Source organism: Cupriavidus sp. FW305-27, from assembly GCF_058787995.1.
In genome coordinates this window covers 1-17,097 of record NZ_JBYTAG010000105.1, presented here as the reverse complement: position 1 = coordinate 17,097, position 17,097 = coordinate 1, and the positions used below count along the sequence as shown (strand labels likewise).

The following is a 17,097-nucleotide window of genomic DNA, read 5'->3' as shown; positions in this document are numbered from 1 at the left end:
TGAACGCCTCGTCGTACTTCGTCATGAAAAACACCCCAAAGATTGGATCAACGTCCAACTTTTGGGGTGCAGTTCAACTGGCTCGCGCCGTTTGCTTTTCAGCGCTGCTCATCCGTGCGCGGGACAGCAGCGCTCCCTCGTCAGACCAGCGCCTGCAGGCGGTTGGCGCTCTCGTCCAGTTGCTGCTTGAGCGGCAAGAGCAGGGCGTGGAGGCCGATGCCCTGGGGGATGGTGTCGCTCTGCAGGTCCAGCAAGGTCAGGAAGGACTGAAGACCGACGCTGACACGCAGGATGTCGTCTGCGATAACCGATTGCCCCAATTGCCGGTCATGCATTGGCCCACGCCAACCGGCAAATGGAAACGCGGATTCCGTATATTCCAGCCTGGTTCTTCAGAGGCTGATTTGAGCTTTGCGATACGACCCCGGCGCACTGCCCGTCCAGCCCTTGAAGGCGCGCTGGAACGCGGCACTATCGGCGAATCCCAACTCCTGCGCCAATTCTGCGAGTGGCACCGAACTGGTGTTGAGACGAACAATTGCAATATCTCGCCGCAGCTCGTCCTTCAGCGTTTGAAACGAGGTTCCCTCCATGGCCAACCGCCGTTGCAGGGTTGCCGTCGACATGTGCAATGCGCTGGCGGACTCCCCGAGGTCCGGCCAACTGGGCTGCGTACGTTGCAAATATGCGCGTACGCGTGAACTCGCCACGTCACGGTCGGTTCGCGGGACAACGATATTGGCCTGTGCATCGGCCAGGAATGCGCGCAGCGCAACTTCGTCCCGTCGCACGGGACTGAGCAGCCATGTTGCTTCGAACCAAAACGCTGTCTGACCCAGCCCGAACTCCAGATGCGCCGGAAAGATCTTGCCGTAGCTGCCGGCGTGAGGCGGGTTATCAAAAGCAAAGTCAAAGCGTGCAGCAGGCAAACGGCCACCCGCGAGCCAAGCGATAAGGCGCCAAAAAACGCGGACCAGCATCTCATGCAGGAAGACCGGCTGTTCGCTCAATGAGCGGCTGAAGCGCAAGCCAACGCCGGCGAGCTCGCCCTCGCGGCGCGACTCCAGGACAACATCGTCCTGCAGCAACCAGAAGGTCTGCGACACGCGGCGGATGGCGGAGTCGAGGCTACGTGCGCCCAACGCGGAACGTGCCATCAGGGCAAAGCTGCCTGGCTTCAGCGGCCGCGACAGAAAGCCGAGGCACTCGTCTTCACGCCGCTCTATCAAAAGCCGAAAGAGTGCCACGTACTGGGTAGCGGTGATGCGGGCGCCTGCATGTTCAAGCAGTTCCGACGGGATCCCGGCGTCCGCCAGAAAACTCTCGATAGGTTCTCCGCGTGCCTGCACACCGGCAAGCATGCCACGTACAAAGGCGACTGGAACGGTAATGGGAGCTTTAAGCGTCACTGCAGGCAGGCGTCATGGATTGAGGTCTTCTGCCATCCAATCGATGGAATGTGCGATTGCTGGCCGAAGCGTGCGTTTCTAACATGAGCCCCACAAACAAAGCAATTGCTCCGCATCGTCGCGGGCAGGACGGAGACAACTATGTACCTTACGCAAGCGTTGCATCGTGCAGTGCAGCAAAAGCCAGGCCATATTGCCGTGCGGTTCGGTGACCGGCAGCAGACCTTCCGCCAGTTCGCCGACCGTGTGGCGCGCTTAGCTGGGGCGCTGCAAGGGCTTGGCATGCAGCACGGCGATCGCGTCGCCATGCTGGCCCTGAACTCCGACCGCTATCTTGAGTATCAGATGGGGGTGCCGTGGGGCGGCGGTGTCCTAAATCCGTGTAACACGCGCTGGTCCGCTTCGGAGATCCTGTACTCGCTGAACGATTCCGGTTCGACCATCTTGATTGTGGATGAGACCTTTCGCGCGCTCGCCGAGACGATCCGGGGCGACGCGGCCGCGTTGCGCGAAGTGATCTACTGCGGGGAGGGTGACGTACCTGCTGGCATGCACGGATACGAAGCCTTGCTGGCAAAGGCCCAGCCGTTGGACGATGCCGTGCGCCGTGATGAGGACCTGGCCGGTATTTTCTACACGGGCGGGACGACGGGTTTCCCCAAGGGCGTCATGCTGAGCCATGGCAATCTCGTTAGCTCCGGCCTGGCTTTGCGTGCGGAAGGGATGGCTACCCCTGGCGGCACATATTTGCATGCCGCGCCGATGTTCCACCTCGCCGACATGGGTCTGGCGATGCCACACTGGATCGAAGGCAACACGCACTCCGTGATCGCGGCGTTCTCACCGGAACTGGTGCTCGATACGCTGGAGCGCGACCGTGTGACACACCTGCTTCTGGTGCCGACCATGATCCAGATGCTGGTCGACCACCCGGCGATGCGGCAGCCGCGCGACCTGAGCGCACTCCATACCATCATCTACGGAGCTTCACCGATTTCCGAGGCGGTGCTCGAACGCGCGATGACGGCACTGCCCGGGGTGAGCTTCGTGCAAGCGTACGGGATGACCGAATTGTCGCCGCTGGCGACCATTGTTCCCTCCTCTTATCACACGCCCGAAGCTCGCGAGCTCGGCAAGTCGCGCTCAGCCGGCCGCGCCAGCTATTGCACCGAAGTGCGGATCGTGGACCCGGAGGATCGGGAAGTTCCGCGCGGCACCGTCGGCGAGGTCATCGTGCGTGGCCCGAACGTGATGCAGGGCTACTGGAACAAGCCCGAACAGACGGCGGAAGCCCTACGCAACGGCTGGATGCACACCGGGGACGGCGGCTACATGGACAATGACGGCTTCATCTTCATCGTCGATCGCTTGAAGGACATGATCATCAGCGGCGGCGAAAACGTCTACTCGGCAGAGGTCGAGAACGCCATCGCCATGCACAGCGCGGTGGCTGCCTGCGCCGTCATCGGCATCCCCAACGCAGCGTGGGGCGAAGCCGTCCACGCCGTCGTGGTGTGCAAGCCAGATGCATCCGTGACCGCCCAAGAACTGATTGCCCACTGCAAGACACTGATCGCCGGCTACAAGTGTCCGCGCAGTGTCCATTTCCGGGACAGCCTGCCATTGTCGGGCGCCGGCAAGATCCTGAAGACGGAGCTGCGCAAGCCCTATTGGGACAGCCAGATTCGCAAAGTCAGCTAACCACAATCCAACCGCAAGGAACCACCATGACCTCATCCGTGATCGTAGCCGGCGTCGGCATGATTCCCTTCACCAAGCCGGGGGCCAGCGAACCCTACCCGGTGATGGCCGCGAAAGCCATCCGCGCCGCACTCTCCAACGCGGGCGTCGAATACGACAAGGTTCAGCAGGCCTATGCTGGCTATGTCTACGGCGATTCCACTGCCGGCCAGCGTGGGCTCTACGAAGTTGGTATGACGGGCATCCCAGTGGTTAACGTCAACAACAATTGCTCAACGGGGTCGACCGCGTTGTACCTGGCGCGCCAGGCGGTCTCTAGCGGCGCCGTCGATTGCGCCCTTGCCTTCGGCTTCGAGCAGATGACGCCCGGTGCACTGGGGTCTGTGTTTGACGATCGGCCGAGCCCGTTCGAGCGGTTCGATGCCGTTACCGCCGAACTGATTGACGTTCCCGGGATACCGTTCGCCCTTCGCTACTTTGGCGGCGCCGGCCTGGCGCATATGGAGGAGTTCGGCACAAGGCTCGAGACCTTCGCCAAGATTCGCGCCAAGGCCAGCCGGCATGCAGCCAACAATCCTCTGGCATTGTTCCGGACCGTGGTCACGGAGGACGACGTGATGGCATCGCCCATGATCTGGCCCGGCGTGATGACCAAGCTGATGGCCTGCCCACCGACCTGCGGTGCGGCAGCAGCGCTGCTAGTCTCGGAAGCATTCGCCAAGAAGCACGGCCTGGACGCGAGCGTTCGCATCCGCGCCCAGGCCATGACCACCGACACGCCGCCTGCTTTCGAGGCGCGCGATATGCGCGAGGTGGTGGGCTTCAGCATGACACGCAACGCGGCCCGGCAAGTGTATGAAGCGGCCGCCGTCGGACCGGAAGACATCGGCGTGGTGGAATTGCATGATTGCTTCGCTCACAACGAGCTGATTACCTATGAGGCGCTCGGGCTGTGCCCGGTGGGTGGCGCCGAGAAGTTCGTGTCCGATGGCGACAACACCTATGGCGGCCAGATCGTGACCAACCCGTCGGGCGGGCTGCTCTCCAAGGGCCACCCGCTGGGTGCGACCGGGCTGGCGCAATGTACGGAGCTAGTCGAGCAATTGCGCGGGCAGGCCGGTGCACGGCAGGTAGAGGGCCTCCGGCTGGCGCTGCAGCACAACCTGGGCCTCGGTGGCGCGTGCGTCGTCACCCTGTATGAGAGGATCTGACCATGATCGACAAGAAATGGATTGGCCATGAAGTCGGCAGCTCGGTGCTGCCGATCGAGCGCGGTCGGCTGAAGTTTTTCGCCAAGGCAATCGGCGAGACCAACCCGATCTACACCGACCGGGCTGCCGCCCACGACGCCGGTTATGCCGACTTGCCGGCACCACCCACATTCCTGTTCGCTGCGGAGCTGGACTCGGGTGCCATGTTCGGTCTACTCGACCTGCTCGGCGTACCGCATGCCAAGGTTTTGCATGGCGAGGAGAGCTTCGAGTATTTTGGCCCCGTCGTCGCAGGCGACACCGTGACGGTCAGCTCCCACGTCAAGGACATCTACGACAAAAAAGGCGGCGCTTTGGAATTCATCGAAGTCGAGTCGAAAGTGGTCAACCAGCGCGGCGAACACGTGGCCCGGATGCGCTCGCTGACCGTGGTACGCAACTGAAGGACCCCCAATGACAACCCTCTGCTTTGACTCGGTGCAGGTTGGCGACATCCTGCCGTCCCAGAGCCTGCCCCCCGTGAACCGCCACATGCTGGCGCTCTTTGCCGGCGCATCCGGCGACCACCATCCGATCCACATCGACCTTGACTACGCGCGCCGGGCCGGGATGCCGGACGTGTTCGCACACGGCATGCTGGGCATGGCCTGGCTGGGCCGCTTGCTGACCGGCTGGGCGCCGCAGTCGCAACTGCGCCGGTTCGATGCCCGCTTCCAGGGTATTACCCACCTCGGCCATGCCATTTGCTGCAGTGGCCGGGTGGTCGAAAAGCTTGAAGTGAACGGCGAGCGCTGCGTGCGTGTCGAGGTGCAGAGCGCCAACCAGTTCGGACAAACCAGGATTGCAGGCGAGGCGCTGGTCGCGCTGCCCTGAACCACGAGATCACGAAATCGAAAAGGAGACTAACCCATGACTCGCAAACTGGAAGGCAAAGTTGCCCTCGTTACCGGTTCCGGCCGCGGCATCGGCCGCTCCATCGCGCTCAAGCTAGCCAGTGAAGGCGCCCGACTCGTTATCAATGATCTGGACCAGGAGCCAGCCCAGGAGGTGGTGGAAACCATTCGCGCCACTGGCGGGCAGGCCATAGCCTGCGTGGGCAGCGTAACCGCGCCGGACTTCGCCGAGCGCTTCGTCGGTACTGCGGTGAGCGAATACAAAAGCCTTGACATCATCGTCAACAACGCCGGTTATACCTGGGACAACGTGATCCAGAAGATGACGGACGAGCAGTGGTACGCCATGCTCGACTGCCACCTCACGGCGCCGTTCCGCATTCTGCGTGCCGCGCAGCCCGTGATCCGCGGCCTGTCCAAGGCTGAAGGAGAGGCCGGCCAGCGCGCGGTACGCAAGGTGGTCAATATCTCGTCCGTCGCTGGCCTGTTCGGCAATGCCGGGCAAGCAAATTACTCCGCTGCCAAGGCCGGCATCGTCGGCATGACGCAGACACTCGCCAAGGAGTGGGGACGCATGAATGTCACCGTGAACTGCGTGGCATATGGCCTGATCAAGACCCGCCTGACCGGGAGTGCAGCCGGCGAATCCACCGCCAATATCGAAGGCCGCGAGATCAAGGTCGGCGTGAACCCTGACTTGCTGGCCGCGATGGAGCGCGGCATCCCGCTGGGACGCGGCGGCACGCCGGACGAAGCAGCCGGCGCCGTGTACCTGTTCTGCATCCCGGAATCGGACTACGTGAGTGGCCAGACGCTTCTGTGCAGCGGCGGCCTGACCGGCATCTGAGGAGATTAGCGATGCTACCGCAACTGTACCGCCATCGTTGGATGGATGAGGAAATCGAGGCATTCCGGGAGCAGGTGCGCCGCTACGTCGCCGGCGAGCTGGCGCCGAACCTGGACGGATGGCGCCGCCAGGGCTACATCCCGCGCGAAGTCTGGCATGCGTTCGGGCAGATGGGCTTCCTGCTGCCTGAGATCGAGGAAGCCTATGGTGGCGCCGGCGCGAGCCTGGCCTACCAACTGGTGGTGCAGGACGAGCTGGCCAGGGCCGAAGTGCCCGCCACCACAGCCGTCCACAGCATCGCCACTCACTACATCCTGGACTATGGCACGCCAGAGCAGAAACAGCGCTGGCTACCGAAGCTGGTCAGCGGCGAGATGCTGGCCGGCATCGCCATGACCGAACCCGGCTGCGGCTCGGACCTTCAGGCGCTGCGCACGCGCGCGCGCCGCGACGGCAGCGAGTACGTCATCGACGGTGCCAAGACCTTCATTACCAACGGCTTCACCGCCAACTTGCTGGTGGTGGCGGTACGAACGGGTGAGGCGGGTAGCCGGGGGGTGTCGCTGATCGTGCTGGAGACCGAGGATCTGCCGGGATTCCGCGTTGGCCGCCGGCTCGAAAAGCTTGGCCAGCACGCCTCCGATACCGCCGAGTTGTCATTCGATGGCGTGCGGGTTCCCGCCGACCACCTGCTTGGCGAGACGGAAGGACGGGGTTTCGCGCAACTCATGAGCCAGCTTCCCTACGAGCGCATGCTGCTCGCCGTGCCCGCGGCGGCCGTGATCGAGCGTGCTGTCGAACTGACGCTGGAGTACACCCAGCAGCGCAAGGCATTCGGCCAATCGCTGTACGACTTCCAGAACACGCGTTTCAAGCTGGCAGAGTGTGCCACGCTGGCGCATGTGGTGCGCACATTCGTCAATGACTGTATCCAGCGTCTGCTCGATGGTCAGCTCGACGAATCGGCGGCCTACATGGCCAAGTGGTGGTGTACCGAGCAGCAAGGCAAGGTCACTGATGAATGCCTGCAGCTCTTCGGCGGCTACGGCTATATGACCGAGTACCCGATTGCGAGGCTGTACGCCGATGCGCGGGTGCAGCGCATTTATGGCGGTGCGAACGAGATCATGAAGGAACTGATTGCACGGAGGCTGCCCGCATGAAGCAGCCGCTGACTGGGATTCGCGTCATTGAGTTTGAAGGAATCGGACCCGGCCCATTGGCCGGCCGGATGCTGGCCGACATGGGGGCGCAGGTCACTGTCATCGCGCGGCCGCAAAAGGGCGCGGTGACCGAACGCATTGGCGGTGCGGCGGACAATCCCCTGCGGCGCGGCAAGGCCGTCGTGATGCTCGACCTCAAGCAGTCTGCCGACGTGGCCAAGGCGATGGCGCTGGTTGCAGAGGCTGACGCACTGGTCGAAGGTAACCGTCCCGGCGTGATGGAGAAGCTGGGCCTGGGTCCGGCTGATTGCGCTGCGTGCAACCCTCGGCTGGTTTATGGCCGCATGACCGGATGGGGGCAATCCGGGCCCCTGGCGCAAGCCGCCGGTCACGACTTGAATTACGTGGCACTGACCGGCCTGCTTTCGCTGTCGGCGCGCGACGGCCAGGCGCCCATAGTGCCACCGACCGTCGTCGGCGACGCCGCTGGCGCGTTGGGGTTGGCCTTTGGCATGGCTTGCTCGTTGTTGGACGCGCGCGCCAGCGGCCAAGGGCGCGTGGTGGACGGCGCCGTCGTTGATGTACTTGCGATGCTCGGCACCATCGTGCAATGGGTACGCGCCAGCGGACAACTGGATGGGCCGACCCCCAGCCCGTTCCACGACTCGCCGTTCTATGATGTCTACCGCTGTGCCGACGGGGGCTTCATCACGCTTGGCCCGCTGGAGCCCCAGTTCTACGCGCTGCTGCTGGACAAGCTCGGCCTTGCGGATGTGGACCCGGCCGCGCAGTATGACGTGCGTGCCTGGCCTGCGTTGAAGGCTCGATTTTCGACGCTGTTCGCCAGCCGTTCGCGCGCTCACTGGTGCGCGCTACTCGAGGGCAGCGATGCATGCTTCGCGCCTGTCCTGAGCCTGTCCGAGGCGGCCGCGCACCCGCACAATGCGGCGCGTGGCATCTATGGCATTGGCGCAGATGGGGCCCTGCAAGTTGCCGCTGCGCCGCGCTTTCTGCCCTTGTCGGTGGACTAATTGATGAAGCGCGCTGGCGTGCGAATGCTCACCAGACTGGATACAGGACAAAAATGGACAATCCAATGCATCAATCTGATGGAATTGCCTGGGGCGTAGCCGAGAACATCGGCCGGATCGTGCTGAAGCGCCAAGAGCACGCAAACACCATCTCACGCGCTGCATCCCGCGCGCTGGTGGGGGCGATCGACAGTGTTCTGGAGCAGCAGCCGCGCGTCGTGTTGCTCGCGGCGGAAGGCCGCATTTTCTGTGCCGGCGGGGATATTGACGAATTCGTGGCCGCTGGCCCGGCCCTGGGTGCGCTCGTGGACGATATTCTCGATTCACTGCATCCAGCGTTGTACCGTCTGGCGACGGCGCCGTTGCCCGTCGTCGCAGCAGTGAACGGGCCTCTCGGGGGGGCCGGCATCGGCCTGGCGCTGTGCGCCGACTTCGTGCTTGCAGCGGAATCGGTGAAACTGCGCACCGGCTACGCAGCAATAGGGCTGTCGCCCGACCTCGGCGCCTCCTACTTCCTGGCCCGCCGCGTTGGCGCTGTGCGGGCCCAACAGTGGTTCATGCTCAGCGAAACGATCGACGCGCAACGCTGCCTCGCACATGGCGTGGTAGATGCGCTGCACCCTGATGCCGAGCTTGCCGGTGCGGCCGAGAATCTTGCGTTGCGCCTGGCGCAGGCCGCGACCGCGTCATTGGCCGGCATCAAGACCTTGTGCAGCGGCCTGCCAGCCCGTGACTTGCAGGCACACCTTTCGCTTGAGCATCAGCTACTCACAGCCCGGGCCAGTGGCGCTGATGCACAGGAAGGCGTACGTGCCTTTGTAGAGCGGCGTGCGCCACGATTTACGGGAGATTGATGTTTCTGCTGCGTCGACCTTCGCTGCCTGGTCTAGAAAAGTTGACGGTCTCTGCTGCCTCACTGATCTTGGCCTCGGTCGAACTGCTTCGTCTCGTAATACGTCCATCCTGGTCGCGGTCTGGGCGCTGTTCGACCGCTTCGGCGACGTGCAGGGCTGGCGCATCGGCGAAGTGGCGCTGTTCTACGGGCTGGTGAACTGCATGTTCGCCATCGCCGATGCCATCGGGCGCGGTTTCGACGTGCTGGGCAGACCTTTTTGCGTACCGGCGAATTCGACGGGTTTCGTTTTTCTCCTGGCGGCCATCGGCGCATGGTGTACCGGGCTGCGCCACTACACGTCGACTGGCAGCTAGCTGGTCACGGTCTGGGCCGATATTGAGCGTCAGCCTTCGCGGTGGCGCAGATTGACGACCGCGAGAGGGACTCCGCTGACATCTGACGGCCGGCGAACACCATGTCTGTGTGGCCGCCTTCGACCATGCACGTATTTGTCTGGAAGCGAACAGAGCATGTCTGACGAGGGCTAGTACCGTTGGGATCGGCGGGTGGGCTGCATGGCAAGCCCTGTCGCCGATGACGCGACGAGGCAAGGCTCAGGGCAGTTGCCTGCGTCATAAGGCGGGGCGGCGTGTGCCGTGGGCGCTACCGCTTCTGCGCAGCCATGGCGCGCTGGGGATGCCGTGTCAAATTTCTATGATCTTTCGGGGAAGGCAGCGCTGGTGACCGGCGGTGCAAAGGGGCTCGGCCGGGCGATCGTTGCGCAACTGATCGACAGTGGTGCGCGTGTGCATGCTTGGGATATCGTGCCGTTCCAGATGGAAGGTGCCAGCACTGAGGTCGTCGATGTCTCCGATGCCGGGCAGGTGGGGCTGGCGCTGGCGCGACTGGTCGATGCGGGATATCGCTTCGACATCCTGGTCAACGCTGCCGGCTACCTTGGCCCGATGCAGCCATTCGAGAATCACGAGGCTTCACGATGGCATCGCATCATCGCCGTGAATCTCCTGGGGACCATGTACGTCGTGCAGGCGATGTTGCCGCACATGTTGCGCTGGGGAGGCGGCCGTATCATCAATATGGGCTCGCTGGCCGGCAAGGAGGGGCTGGCCGGGCTGGCTGCATACTCCGCGGCCAGCGGCGGCGTGGTCGTTCTAACCAAAGCAATCGGCCGCGAACTGGTGAAGCGCAACATCTACGTTAATTGCGTGGCGCCCGGGCCCATGGATACCGACATGATTCACGGGCTCGGCAGCCACGAGGTGGCGGCCATGGTTGCTGATAGCCCGGCCGGGCGCCTGGGCGATCCGGCCGAGGCTGCGCACCTGGTAGCGTGGCTATGTTCGGACGCCAGCCGCTTTAATGCAGGCGCTGTCTTTGACATGTCCGGTGGGCGGGCGCGATTTTAAGGAAGTGCGGATCTTCGGTTGGCATGCCGTGAGATCGATTCGATAATCCGCTCCGACCCGGGCGTCTACGGCTTGATCTTCCGCGAATCGCAGCACGCGACACAGACGGCATTCGAGCCAAGCTTCGTGGCGCGAACGGCTGCCGTCTTACCCGGCTATGGGCATTCGGCGGGCGGCCTGACATAGTAGTTCCCCCGCAAAAACCGGGACCGCTGATTGGCGGTTCGCCAATCTCCATGGTTGGCATTGCGCTGCGCCGGGCTGATAATCACGACAGTGGTCTTGGGAGGATGCATAACGACGAGGGCTGAGGAGGGGGACAGCCAGGTCCTGGCTGGATGCGGCGTTTGCTGGCGCGTACCAGCGCGCCTGGGCCGCCCTTCAGGATCCCTCGCCATTGCTACCTGCCGCATCGCAACGACATATTGCCCGGACTCCGCTGCTGCGCCTGACTGGCACCCGCCGGCGGTCTTCCTGTCCCAGTTTTCCAGGAGCTAGCCATGAATGATCCACAGAAATCCCCGTTGACCATTGCCGAGGGTTGGCAGGCGCCACCGGACCGCACCGGCGTGACTGACGACGCCCGCGTCGAAGACATCATTCCGCTGCCTCCGCCTGAACACCTGATCCGTTTCTTCCCGATCCGGGGCACGCCGGTCGAATCCCTGGTCACCCAGACGCGCCAGCGAATCTCGCGCATTCTGCACGGCAAGGATGACCGGCTGCTTGTGATCATGGGACCTTGCTCGATCCACGACCCGCAGGCGGCACTCGAGTACGCACGGCGGTTGATGGAGCAGCGGCAGCGCTACGCCGGGTCGCTGGAGATCGTGATGCGTGTGTACTTCGAGAAGCCGCGTACCACGGTGGGCTGGAAAGGACTGATCAACGACCCCTACCTGGACGAAAGCTATCGCATCGATGAGGGCCTGCGCATCGCGCGCAGCCTGCTGGTTGATATCAATCGCCTCGGTTTGCCGGCGGCCGGTGAGTTCCTGGACGTGATCTCGCCCCAGTACATAGGTGACCTGATCTGCTGGGGCGCGATTGGTGCCCGCACCACCGAGAGCCAGGTGCACCGCGAGCTGGCTTCGGGCATTTCAGCACCGATTGGCTTCAAGAATGGCACTGACGGCAACATCAAGATTGCCATCGACGCTATCCAGGCCGCATCGCGTCCACATCACTTCCTGGGAGTGCACAAGAACGGGCAGGTGGCGACGGTGCATACCAAGGGCAACCCGGACTGCCACGTCATTCTCCGCGGCGGCAAGGCCCCGAACTACGATGCGGATTCCGTGGCGGCCGCCTGCAGGGAACTGGAAGCGGCCGGGCTCGGTAACTCGCTGATGGTGGATTGCAGCCATGCCAACAGCAGTAAGCAACACCTGCGGCAGGTCGATGTCGCGCGGGACGTGGCGCAACAGATCAGCGGCGGCAGTGACTCCATTTTCGGGGTGATGGTCGAGAGCCATCTGGTCCCCGGCGCGCAGAAGTTCACCCCGGGCGTGCACAGTCCGTCGGCGTTGTCATACGGACAGAGCATCACGGACGCCTGCATCGGATGGGACGACTCGGTGGCAGTGCTGGACATGCTTAGTGAGGCGGTCAACCTGCGCCGCAGGTTGGCTTTGTAGCCATAGGAAAAGACGTCAGGTCACTTCATGCCTCCAGTATTCGCATCAGAACCGGTGGCGAACGCCCATCACGGCACCCGCCTGGTTCTTGCCCGGCTGTACGTTGAAGACGGCCGACGTGCCGCTGCCGCTGTTGAAGCCGTTGACGCCCAGTGCCGAATTATCCTTGTTTAGCGCGTAGGAGACTGACGCGTAGAGGTCGGTGCGCTTGCTGAGCAAATAGTCGCCGGTCAGCACGAACTGCCACGGGTCAGACCCAGTCTGCCGGAAGTCCTGGTAGTAGGCCGTGCCAGTCAGGGAAAACGCCTGCGTCAGCTTGTAAGCCAGGCCCAGCCAGTAAAGGTTCGAGCCGGCATTGGCCTCCTGGGCGCCCGGCAGCATGGCCCCATCATAGGCCTTCGCCAGGCGGTAGCCCACATATACCTTGGCATCACTCACCGCATACGTGCCGGCCACGGAAACGCGTCGCAGGACCGGCGCCTGGTTTGAGGGCGTGCCGACGTGCGCATCGTCATAGGCCACGCCGAGCGCGAAGGGGCCGGAGGCATAGTTGACGAACGCGCCGAAATTGCGCCCGAATACGTTGCTGCCCGCCACTTCGCTGCCATTAGCCTGGAAGGAGTAGAAAGCCTGTGCGGTGAGTCTCCCGAACTTTCCGACATATTTGACGGCATTGTCTGCGCGCGCTCCAAATTCTGGAGCAATCGAGAGGATGCCGTAGCGGTCAGCAATCGCATTAGGATCGTAGATATTGCCGAATTCGCGCATGGCGGTCTGCTGCCGCCCGAACAGCAGTGAGCCATAGTGGCTATCCAGCCCCACATAGGCGCCGCGGCCGAACAGACGCCCGCCCTGGGCCGAATTGCCGGTATCGATGTCGAAGCCGCTTTCCAGATAAAAGACCGCCTTCAGCCCGCTGCCCAGATCCTCCACGCCACGCAGACCCCAACGCGAGCCAGACTGGTTCCCGGAAACCAGTCGCACGACACTGTCACCGTTGCGCCCAGCATTGTTGTTGAACTCGATACCAGCGTCGGCGATACCGAACAGCGTCACGCCGGACTGGGCAGACACGGCATTGGCTGCGACGGATGCGGCAACGACCGCAAGAATCCTTTTCATCTGACCTCTCATTTTGCTCATGGGCAGACGTGCATGGCACTGCCATGCAGTGCCCGCAGATTAACCAACTACCGGCGGCCAATGCTTGCATACCCCGTCCATGCCGCGCGTAGCCACGGAACAAGCGTACATATCGACACAGGTCATTCCGCGGCACACGCACTTTGAAGCTGAATTGTATTGCTGTGTATCTGGATACGATGGACTATTGAGCGATGCTTTGTGCGAATGCCCACCGAATACGCTGTGATGGAAGGGAACGTGATCTGCGGCCTCACAAGAAGCTGTTGCGAAATCAGTTCATGCAGTGCTTTAGCCTGCTCCGGCAAATCAGTGAACAGGCAAGGGACAGGGAGGGTTCGAGGACATCGACATATCGTTCGTATCGAAGCTCTAGGCGTCTGAACGAGTGGAGCCAGTCGAGCGCTCCACGCTGATCCGCTATTCAGGAATTTGTAGCAAAAAGGCACCCCGTAGCCGGGGGACTAGCGGGGCGCTCAAGGCATTGCAGGCTGGATTGGAGCCTGCCTCCCGGAGTGTGCAGATGGGCACCCCACACGCGATGTTCGCTTGCGCACGCATTGCGGACGAGTGATTGTATTTTCGTGATGTCGGAACAATCGTAAGCGCCGGCGGGCCGCTCGACCGCTCGAAGCTTATCGATGTCATGTCTAGGTACGGGCTGGTGCCGGCGCCACCACCACAATGAAAACTGGGCGTCGATTTTTCGGGAGACTCATCTGACTGCTCAGGGTCGACAAGAGGCCTTCGTTCACCAGGAAGTCGCCATCCCAAAAAAACGTGGCGAGCCTGGTAGCTCGCCAAGTTTATACCCGGGCTTGTATCGCGGTCTGCAACCTCAATCCAGCGTAATTTTCCCCGCCTTAACAATCTCCCCGTAGCGCGTGGTATCGCGCTCGATCAGCTTGCGGAATTCTTCAGAAGTACCGCCCACCGGCACAAAACCGAGATCGGTCAGCTTCTTCGCGACCTCCGGGCTGCGCGTGGCCGCGGCGATTTCCCTGGCCATGCGGGTCACGATCGGTTGGGGCGTGCCGGCAGGCGCCATCAGCCCGGTCCAGGAACTCATCACGAAGCCGGGGAAACCTGCTTCTTCCATGGTCGGGATGTTGGGCTCGCCTGGCCAGCGCTTGGCGGAGGCCACGGCCAGCACATTGATCTTGCCCGATTTCACATGCGGCATCGGCACCAGCAGCGGGTCGAAGGCGACCGAGACTTCGCCGGACACCAGCGCGGGCAGGATCGGCGCGCTGCCGTTGTACGGCACGTGGGTCAGCTTGAGCTTCGATTCCATCGCCAGTCGCTCGCCCGTCAGGTGCGCGGAGCTGCCGACGCCGCTAGAACCAAAGGTCAGCGTGTCGGGGTGCTTCTTGCCGTAGTCGACCAGTTCGGCGACGGTCTTGACCGGCAGCTTCTTGCTGGAGAACAGGAACAGCGGCAGCTCGGCCATTTCCGCCACCGGCACCAGGTCCGTGGGCTTGTAGCTGAGCTTGGAATACAGCGACATGTTCGCGCTGTAGGCGGCAAGTACCGACACAAAGGTGTAGCCATCCGGCGCCGAGCGCGCGGCCACGCCGACGCCCAGGGTGCTGTTGGCGCCGGGCTTGTTTTCGATGATGATCGGCTGGCCCAGCCGCTGCGAGACTCTTTCGAACACGACGCGCGAGACGGTGTCGGTGGACCCGCCCGGTGTGTAAGGCACGATCACCTTGATCGGCTTGGCCGGCCACGCTTCGGCGGCGAGGGCAGTGGGGGCGGTGTGGGCGGCGGCCAGGCCGGCAATGGCCATGGCGGCGAAACGCGCGCTGCGCGCCACGCGGTGCTTGATGCTGGACTTCAACTACATCTCCTTCTTTGGCTTCTTCGACTATCCCCTGGCGGGGATGCTGCGGCCGGATATTCCGGCCGGCCAATTATGCGGGACGCAGTTCCGAAGAACCGTGGCGGTACCGCCCAAATCGCGGGCGCGGGCCATCCACTGTGCGATAGCCGCACTGGGCGGACCGCTATCGGCGTCAGAATTCGTAGTTGATCGACAGGTCGAAGACCCCGTTGGTCGACTTGCGCGTGATCGGGCTGTCCGCCGCATCGCCGGCCAGTTGCGAGATCGCGATGTCGCTGGTGGCAAACCAGTGCTTGTTGAAATACCACACCGCACTGACGCCGAAGCCGTAGGACTTGATGCCGCCGCGCGCATGGTAGGCGGGCCGTCCGGCGCGGGCCTGCGAGTCGCTGACGCCGTACCAGGCGTTCATATAGCGCGAGTCGGCCAGCGTCACGGTGGGGCCGGCAAACCAGAAGAATTTCTCGGAGCTGCCCGGCAGCGGCATATAGGCGCCGATATCGCCGACCCAGCCGTCGCTGCCGCCCAGGCTGCGGCGCGCGTCGATGCGCAGCACCAGCGGGAATTCCTTCGAGACCGCGTATTCAGCGAACAGCTTGCCTTCGGGCGCCGGGTTGATATTGCCCATGCCGTCCAGGTGCGGCGAGTCCTCCTTTGCGCGCCGCCCAAGGTTGTAGGACAGCGCGATCCCCGCGCGCCAGTTCTTGCCCCGCAGCAGGTTCACGCCCAGCCCTTCGCCGATCGAGGCAAAGGCCAGGTCGCGGTAGCGGATATCGATGCTGGGCCCGCCGATGAGGATGTATTCCGACGAGCCGTCGTAGCGCGGCCGCACCATGGCCGCGGCGCCGAGCCGGACTTGCCAGTCGGGGATGGTGTCTTCATACAGCTTCTGTAACGGGATGCCGGCGGAGAACTGCCATTCCGCCAGCGGTGCCGGGGTCTGGGCGCTGGCCAGGCCCGGGGCCAGGACGGCGCCGGCGGCCAGCAGCAGGGCAATGCACGAGAACGGACGCTTGGGGCAGAGCTCGGTCACGGCAGCCTCCACGCCCGCCAGGCGGGCAGTCGGGTTGCGGGCACGAGGCCCGTGGGCGACATCTTTCCATTGGATGGCGGCCAGCGCAACCACCCGGGGCCTGGGCGGGCCTCAGTCCAGCAGCTTGTCCAGCGTAATCGGCAGGTCCCGTACGCGCCGGCGTCGATGGTGCCGACGTCGGCATTGACCGGCACGTGGTACTCGGCCAGGTTGGCATTGGCAACGCGCCCGGTGACGGGATCCAGCTCGGTCTTCTCATGCAGCGCCATGCCGATGCCCCAGATAATGCCGCCCTTGAGCTGGCTGTGCGCGGTCTTGCGGTTCAGCAGCCGGCCCACGCCGTAGCTGGCGACGATGCGGTGGACGCGGATCTCGCCCAGGTCGGGATCGACGTGGACCTCTGCAAAGACCGCGCCAAACGCGTGCATTGCGTATTGCTTCCGCTCCTTGCCGGGCCTGGCGCTGGCCCGCGCTTCAATCGCGTGGCCGCCTGCGCGGGTGATCGGCGCGGACACGGATTCGCGCTGCGTCGGATCGGATTGGCGTTGCAGCCAGCCGTCGCTGATCTCCACTTCTTTCGCCGGCACGCCCGACAGCGGCGAGGCAGCGGCTGAACCGAACTTGCCTCACCAGCCTGGGCCTCGGCCAGCATGCCCACCGCAGAGCAGATCTGGCCCGGCGTGCAGAAGCCGCACTGCAGCGCGTCGTGCGCGAGGAAGGCGGCCTGCATCGGATGCAGCGCGCCGCACTGGCCGCGGTCGCAGCCCTTCTTGGCGCCGGTCAGGTGGATCACTTCGCGCAGCGCGTCAAGCAGCGTGCAGCGGGGCTCCAGCTGCAGCGTGCAGGGCTTGCCGTTGATGTGCAGCGTGACAGGGCGGGCGGCGGTGCCGGGGCCGCCGTCAGTACCGCCGGGTCGGCGGGCGC

General features: G+C 63.6%; 16 protein-coding genes and 3 pseudogenes. 12 read left to right on the top strand and 7 right to left on the bottom strand.

Annotated features, from left to right (window positions below):
- Positions 1-140: 140 nt before the first annotated feature.
- Positions 141-335, bottom strand: coding sequence for a DUF1484 family protein (locus AC3WRI_RS31525; RefSeq protein ID WP_492294840.1), 195 nt, complete (start codon positions 333-335; stop codon positions 141-143).
- Positions 336-392: 57 nt separating this feature from the next.
- On the bottom strand, positions 393-1,361 hold the full coding sequence (locus tag AC3WRI_RS31520) for an AraC family transcriptional regulator (RefSeq protein ID WP_492294838.1): 969 nt from the start codon (positions 1,359-1,361) through the stop codon (positions 393-395).
- 189 nt (positions 1,362-1,550) lie between these two features.
- Here AC3WRI_RS31520 and AC3WRI_RS31515 point away from each other — a divergent pair, with 189 nt between their 5' ends.
- The 11 genes and pseudogenes from AC3WRI_RS31515 to AC3WRI_RS31465 all read left to right on the top strand — a co-directional run bounded on the left by AC3WRI_RS31515 (position 1,551) and on the right by AC3WRI_RS31465 (position 12,154).
- A complete protein-coding gene (locus AC3WRI_RS31515; RefSeq protein WP_492294836.1) occupies positions 1,551-3,110 on the top strand; it encodes a long-chain-fatty-acid--CoA ligase in 1,560 nt (519 codons plus the stop codon).
- Positions 3,111-3,136: 26 nt separating this feature from the next.
- Positions 3,137-4,321, top strand: a complete 1,185-nt coding sequence (locus tag AC3WRI_RS31510; RefSeq protein ID WP_492294834.1) for a lipid-transfer protein — start codon at positions 3,137-3,139, stop codon at positions 4,319-4,321.
- A 2-nt stretch (positions 4,322-4,323) separates the two neighbouring features.
- The gene (locus tag AC3WRI_RS31505) at positions 4,324-4,764 is read left to right on the top strand and encodes a MaoC family dehydratase N-terminal domain-containing protein (protein ID WP_492294832.1); all 441 of its coding nucleotides are present in this window, start codon (positions 4,324-4,326) and stop codon (positions 4,762-4,764) included.
- A 10-nt stretch (positions 4,765-4,774) separates the two neighbouring features.
- Entirely contained in the window at positions 4,775-5,194 is a 420-nt protein-coding gene (locus AC3WRI_RS31500; protein ID WP_276104037.1) for a MaoC family dehydratase, read from the top strand.
- Positions 5,195-5,230: 36 nt separating this feature from the next.
- Complete coding sequence (locus AC3WRI_RS31495) at positions 5,231-6,061, top strand: SDR family NAD(P)-dependent oxidoreductase (protein ID WP_492294831.1); 831 nt, start codon at positions 5,231-5,233, stop codon at positions 6,059-6,061.
- A gap of 11 nt (positions 6,062-6,072) precedes the next feature.
- Positions 6,073-7,224: an acyl-CoA dehydrogenase family protein gene (locus AC3WRI_RS31490; RefSeq protein ID WP_492294829.1), complete on the top strand. Its 1,152-nt coding sequence runs from the start codon at positions 6,073-6,075 to the stop codon at positions 7,222-7,224.
- The gene (locus AC3WRI_RS31485; RefSeq protein ID WP_492294827.1) at positions 7,221-8,255 is read left to right on the top strand and encodes a CaiB/BaiF CoA transferase family protein; all 1,035 of its coding nucleotides are present in this window, start codon (positions 7,221-7,223) and stop codon (positions 8,253-8,255) included. Before AC3WRI_RS31490 ends, AC3WRI_RS31485 begins: the two co-directional genes overlap by 4 nt.
- Positions 8,256-8,320: 65 nt before the next feature.
- Complete coding sequence (locus AC3WRI_RS31480; protein ID WP_492294825.1) at positions 8,321-9,109, top strand: enoyl-CoA hydratase/isomerase family protein; 789 nt, start codon at positions 8,321-8,323, stop codon at positions 9,107-9,109.
- 109 nt (positions 9,110-9,218) lie between these two features.
- Positions 9,219-9,472, top strand: a pseudogene (locus AC3WRI_RS31475) (hypothetical protein); the annotation flags it as partial.
- A 319-nt stretch (positions 9,473-9,791) separates the two neighbouring features.
- The gene (locus tag AC3WRI_RS31470) at positions 9,792-10,517 is read left to right on the top strand and encodes an SDR family NAD(P)-dependent oxidoreductase (RefSeq protein ID WP_492294823.1); all 726 of its coding nucleotides are present in this window, start codon (positions 9,792-9,794) and stop codon (positions 10,515-10,517) included.
- Positions 10,518-11,017: 500 nt separating this feature from the next.
- Positions 11,018-12,154 carry a 3-deoxy-7-phosphoheptulonate synthase gene (locus AC3WRI_RS31465; protein WP_011616998.1) on the top strand — a complete coding sequence of 379 codons (1,137 nt, stop codon included), beginning with the start codon at positions 11,018-11,020 and terminating at the stop codon, positions 12,152-12,154.
- A gap of 45 nt (positions 12,155-12,199) precedes the next feature.
- On the opposite strand, the gene AC3WRI_RS31460 is transcribed toward AC3WRI_RS31465, so the two are convergent.
- The 5 genes and pseudogenes from AC3WRI_RS31460 to AC3WRI_RS31440 form a co-directional block, all read right to left on the bottom strand.
- Positions 12,200-13,276, bottom strand: coding sequence for a porin (locus tag AC3WRI_RS31460; protein WP_492294821.1), 1,077 nt, complete (start codon positions 13,274-13,276; stop codon positions 12,200-12,202).
- 295 nt (positions 13,277-13,571) lie between these two features.
- Positions 13,572-13,696, bottom strand: a pseudogene (locus tag AC3WRI_RS31455) (IS5/IS1182 family transposase); the annotation flags it as partial.
- 439 nt (positions 13,697-14,135) lie between these two features.
- A complete protein-coding gene (locus tag AC3WRI_RS31450) occupies positions 14,136-15,137 on the bottom strand; it encodes a Bug family tripartite tricarboxylate transporter substrate binding protein (protein ID WP_492294819.1) in 1,002 nt (333 codons plus the stop codon).
- Between the two features lie 175 nt (positions 15,138-15,312).
- Positions 15,313-16,173 carry a MipA/OmpV family protein gene (locus AC3WRI_RS31445; RefSeq protein WP_492294817.1) on the bottom strand — a complete coding sequence of 287 codons (861 nt, stop codon included), beginning with the start codon at positions 16,171-16,173 and terminating at the stop codon, positions 15,313-15,315.
- Between the two features lie 111 nt (positions 16,174-16,284).
- Positions 16,285-16,778: pseudogene (locus tag AC3WRI_RS31440) on the bottom strand (molybdopterin cofactor-binding domain-containing protein); the annotation flags it as partial.
- A gap of 101 nt (positions 16,779-16,879) precedes the next feature.
- On the opposite strand from AC3WRI_RS31440, the gene AC3WRI_RS31435 reads away from it, so the two are divergent.
- A partial coding sequence (locus AC3WRI_RS31435) for a hypothetical protein (protein WP_492294842.1) occupies positions 16,880-17,097 on the top strand: 218 nt, incomplete at its 3' end.

Bases quoted from the DNA above. Each gene is read 5' to 3' on its own strand.
- AC3WRI_RS31525 (WP_492294840.1), bottom strand. From the start codon at position 335: ATGCATGACCGGCAATTGGGGCAATCGGTTATCGCAGACGACATCCTG.
- AC3WRI_RS31520 (WP_492294838.1), bottom strand. From the start codon at position 1,361: ATGCTTGCCGGTGTGCAGGCACGCGGAGAACCTATCGAGAGTTTTCTG.
- AC3WRI_RS31515 (WP_492294836.1), top strand. From the start codon at position 1,551: ATGTACCTTACGCAAGCGTTGCATCGTGCAGTGCAGCAAAAGCCAGGC.
- AC3WRI_RS31510 (WP_492294834.1), top strand. From the start codon at position 3,137: ATGACCTCATCCGTGATCGTAGCCGGCGTCGGCATGATTCCCTTCACC.
- AC3WRI_RS31505 (WP_492294832.1), top strand. From the start codon at position 4,324: ATGATCGACAAGAAATGGATTGGCCATGAAGTCGGCAGCTCGGTGCTG.
- AC3WRI_RS31500 (WP_276104037.1), top strand. From the start codon at position 4,775: ATGACAACCCTCTGCTTTGACTCGGTGCAGGTTGGCGACATCCTGCCG.
- AC3WRI_RS31495 (WP_492294831.1), top strand. From the start codon at position 5,231: ATGACTCGCAAACTGGAAGGCAAAGTTGCCCTCGTTACCGGTTCCGGC.
- AC3WRI_RS31490 (WP_492294829.1), top strand. From the start codon at position 6,073: ATGCTACCGCAACTGTACCGCCATCGTTGGATGGATGAGGAAATCGAG.
- AC3WRI_RS31485 (WP_492294827.1), top strand. From the start codon at position 7,221: ATGAAGCAGCCGCTGACTGGGATTCGCGTCATTGAGTTTGAAGGAATC.
- AC3WRI_RS31480 (WP_492294825.1), top strand. From the start codon at position 8,321: ATGCATCAATCTGATGGAATTGCCTGGGGCGTAGCCGAGAACATCGGC.
- AC3WRI_RS31465 (WP_011616998.1), top strand. From the start codon at position 11,018: ATGAATGATCCACAGAAATCCCCGTTGACCATTGCCGAGGGTTGGCAG.
- AC3WRI_RS31460 (WP_492294821.1), bottom strand. From the start codon at position 13,276: ATGAAAAGGATTCTTGCGGTCGTTGCCGCATCCGTCGCAGCCAATGCC.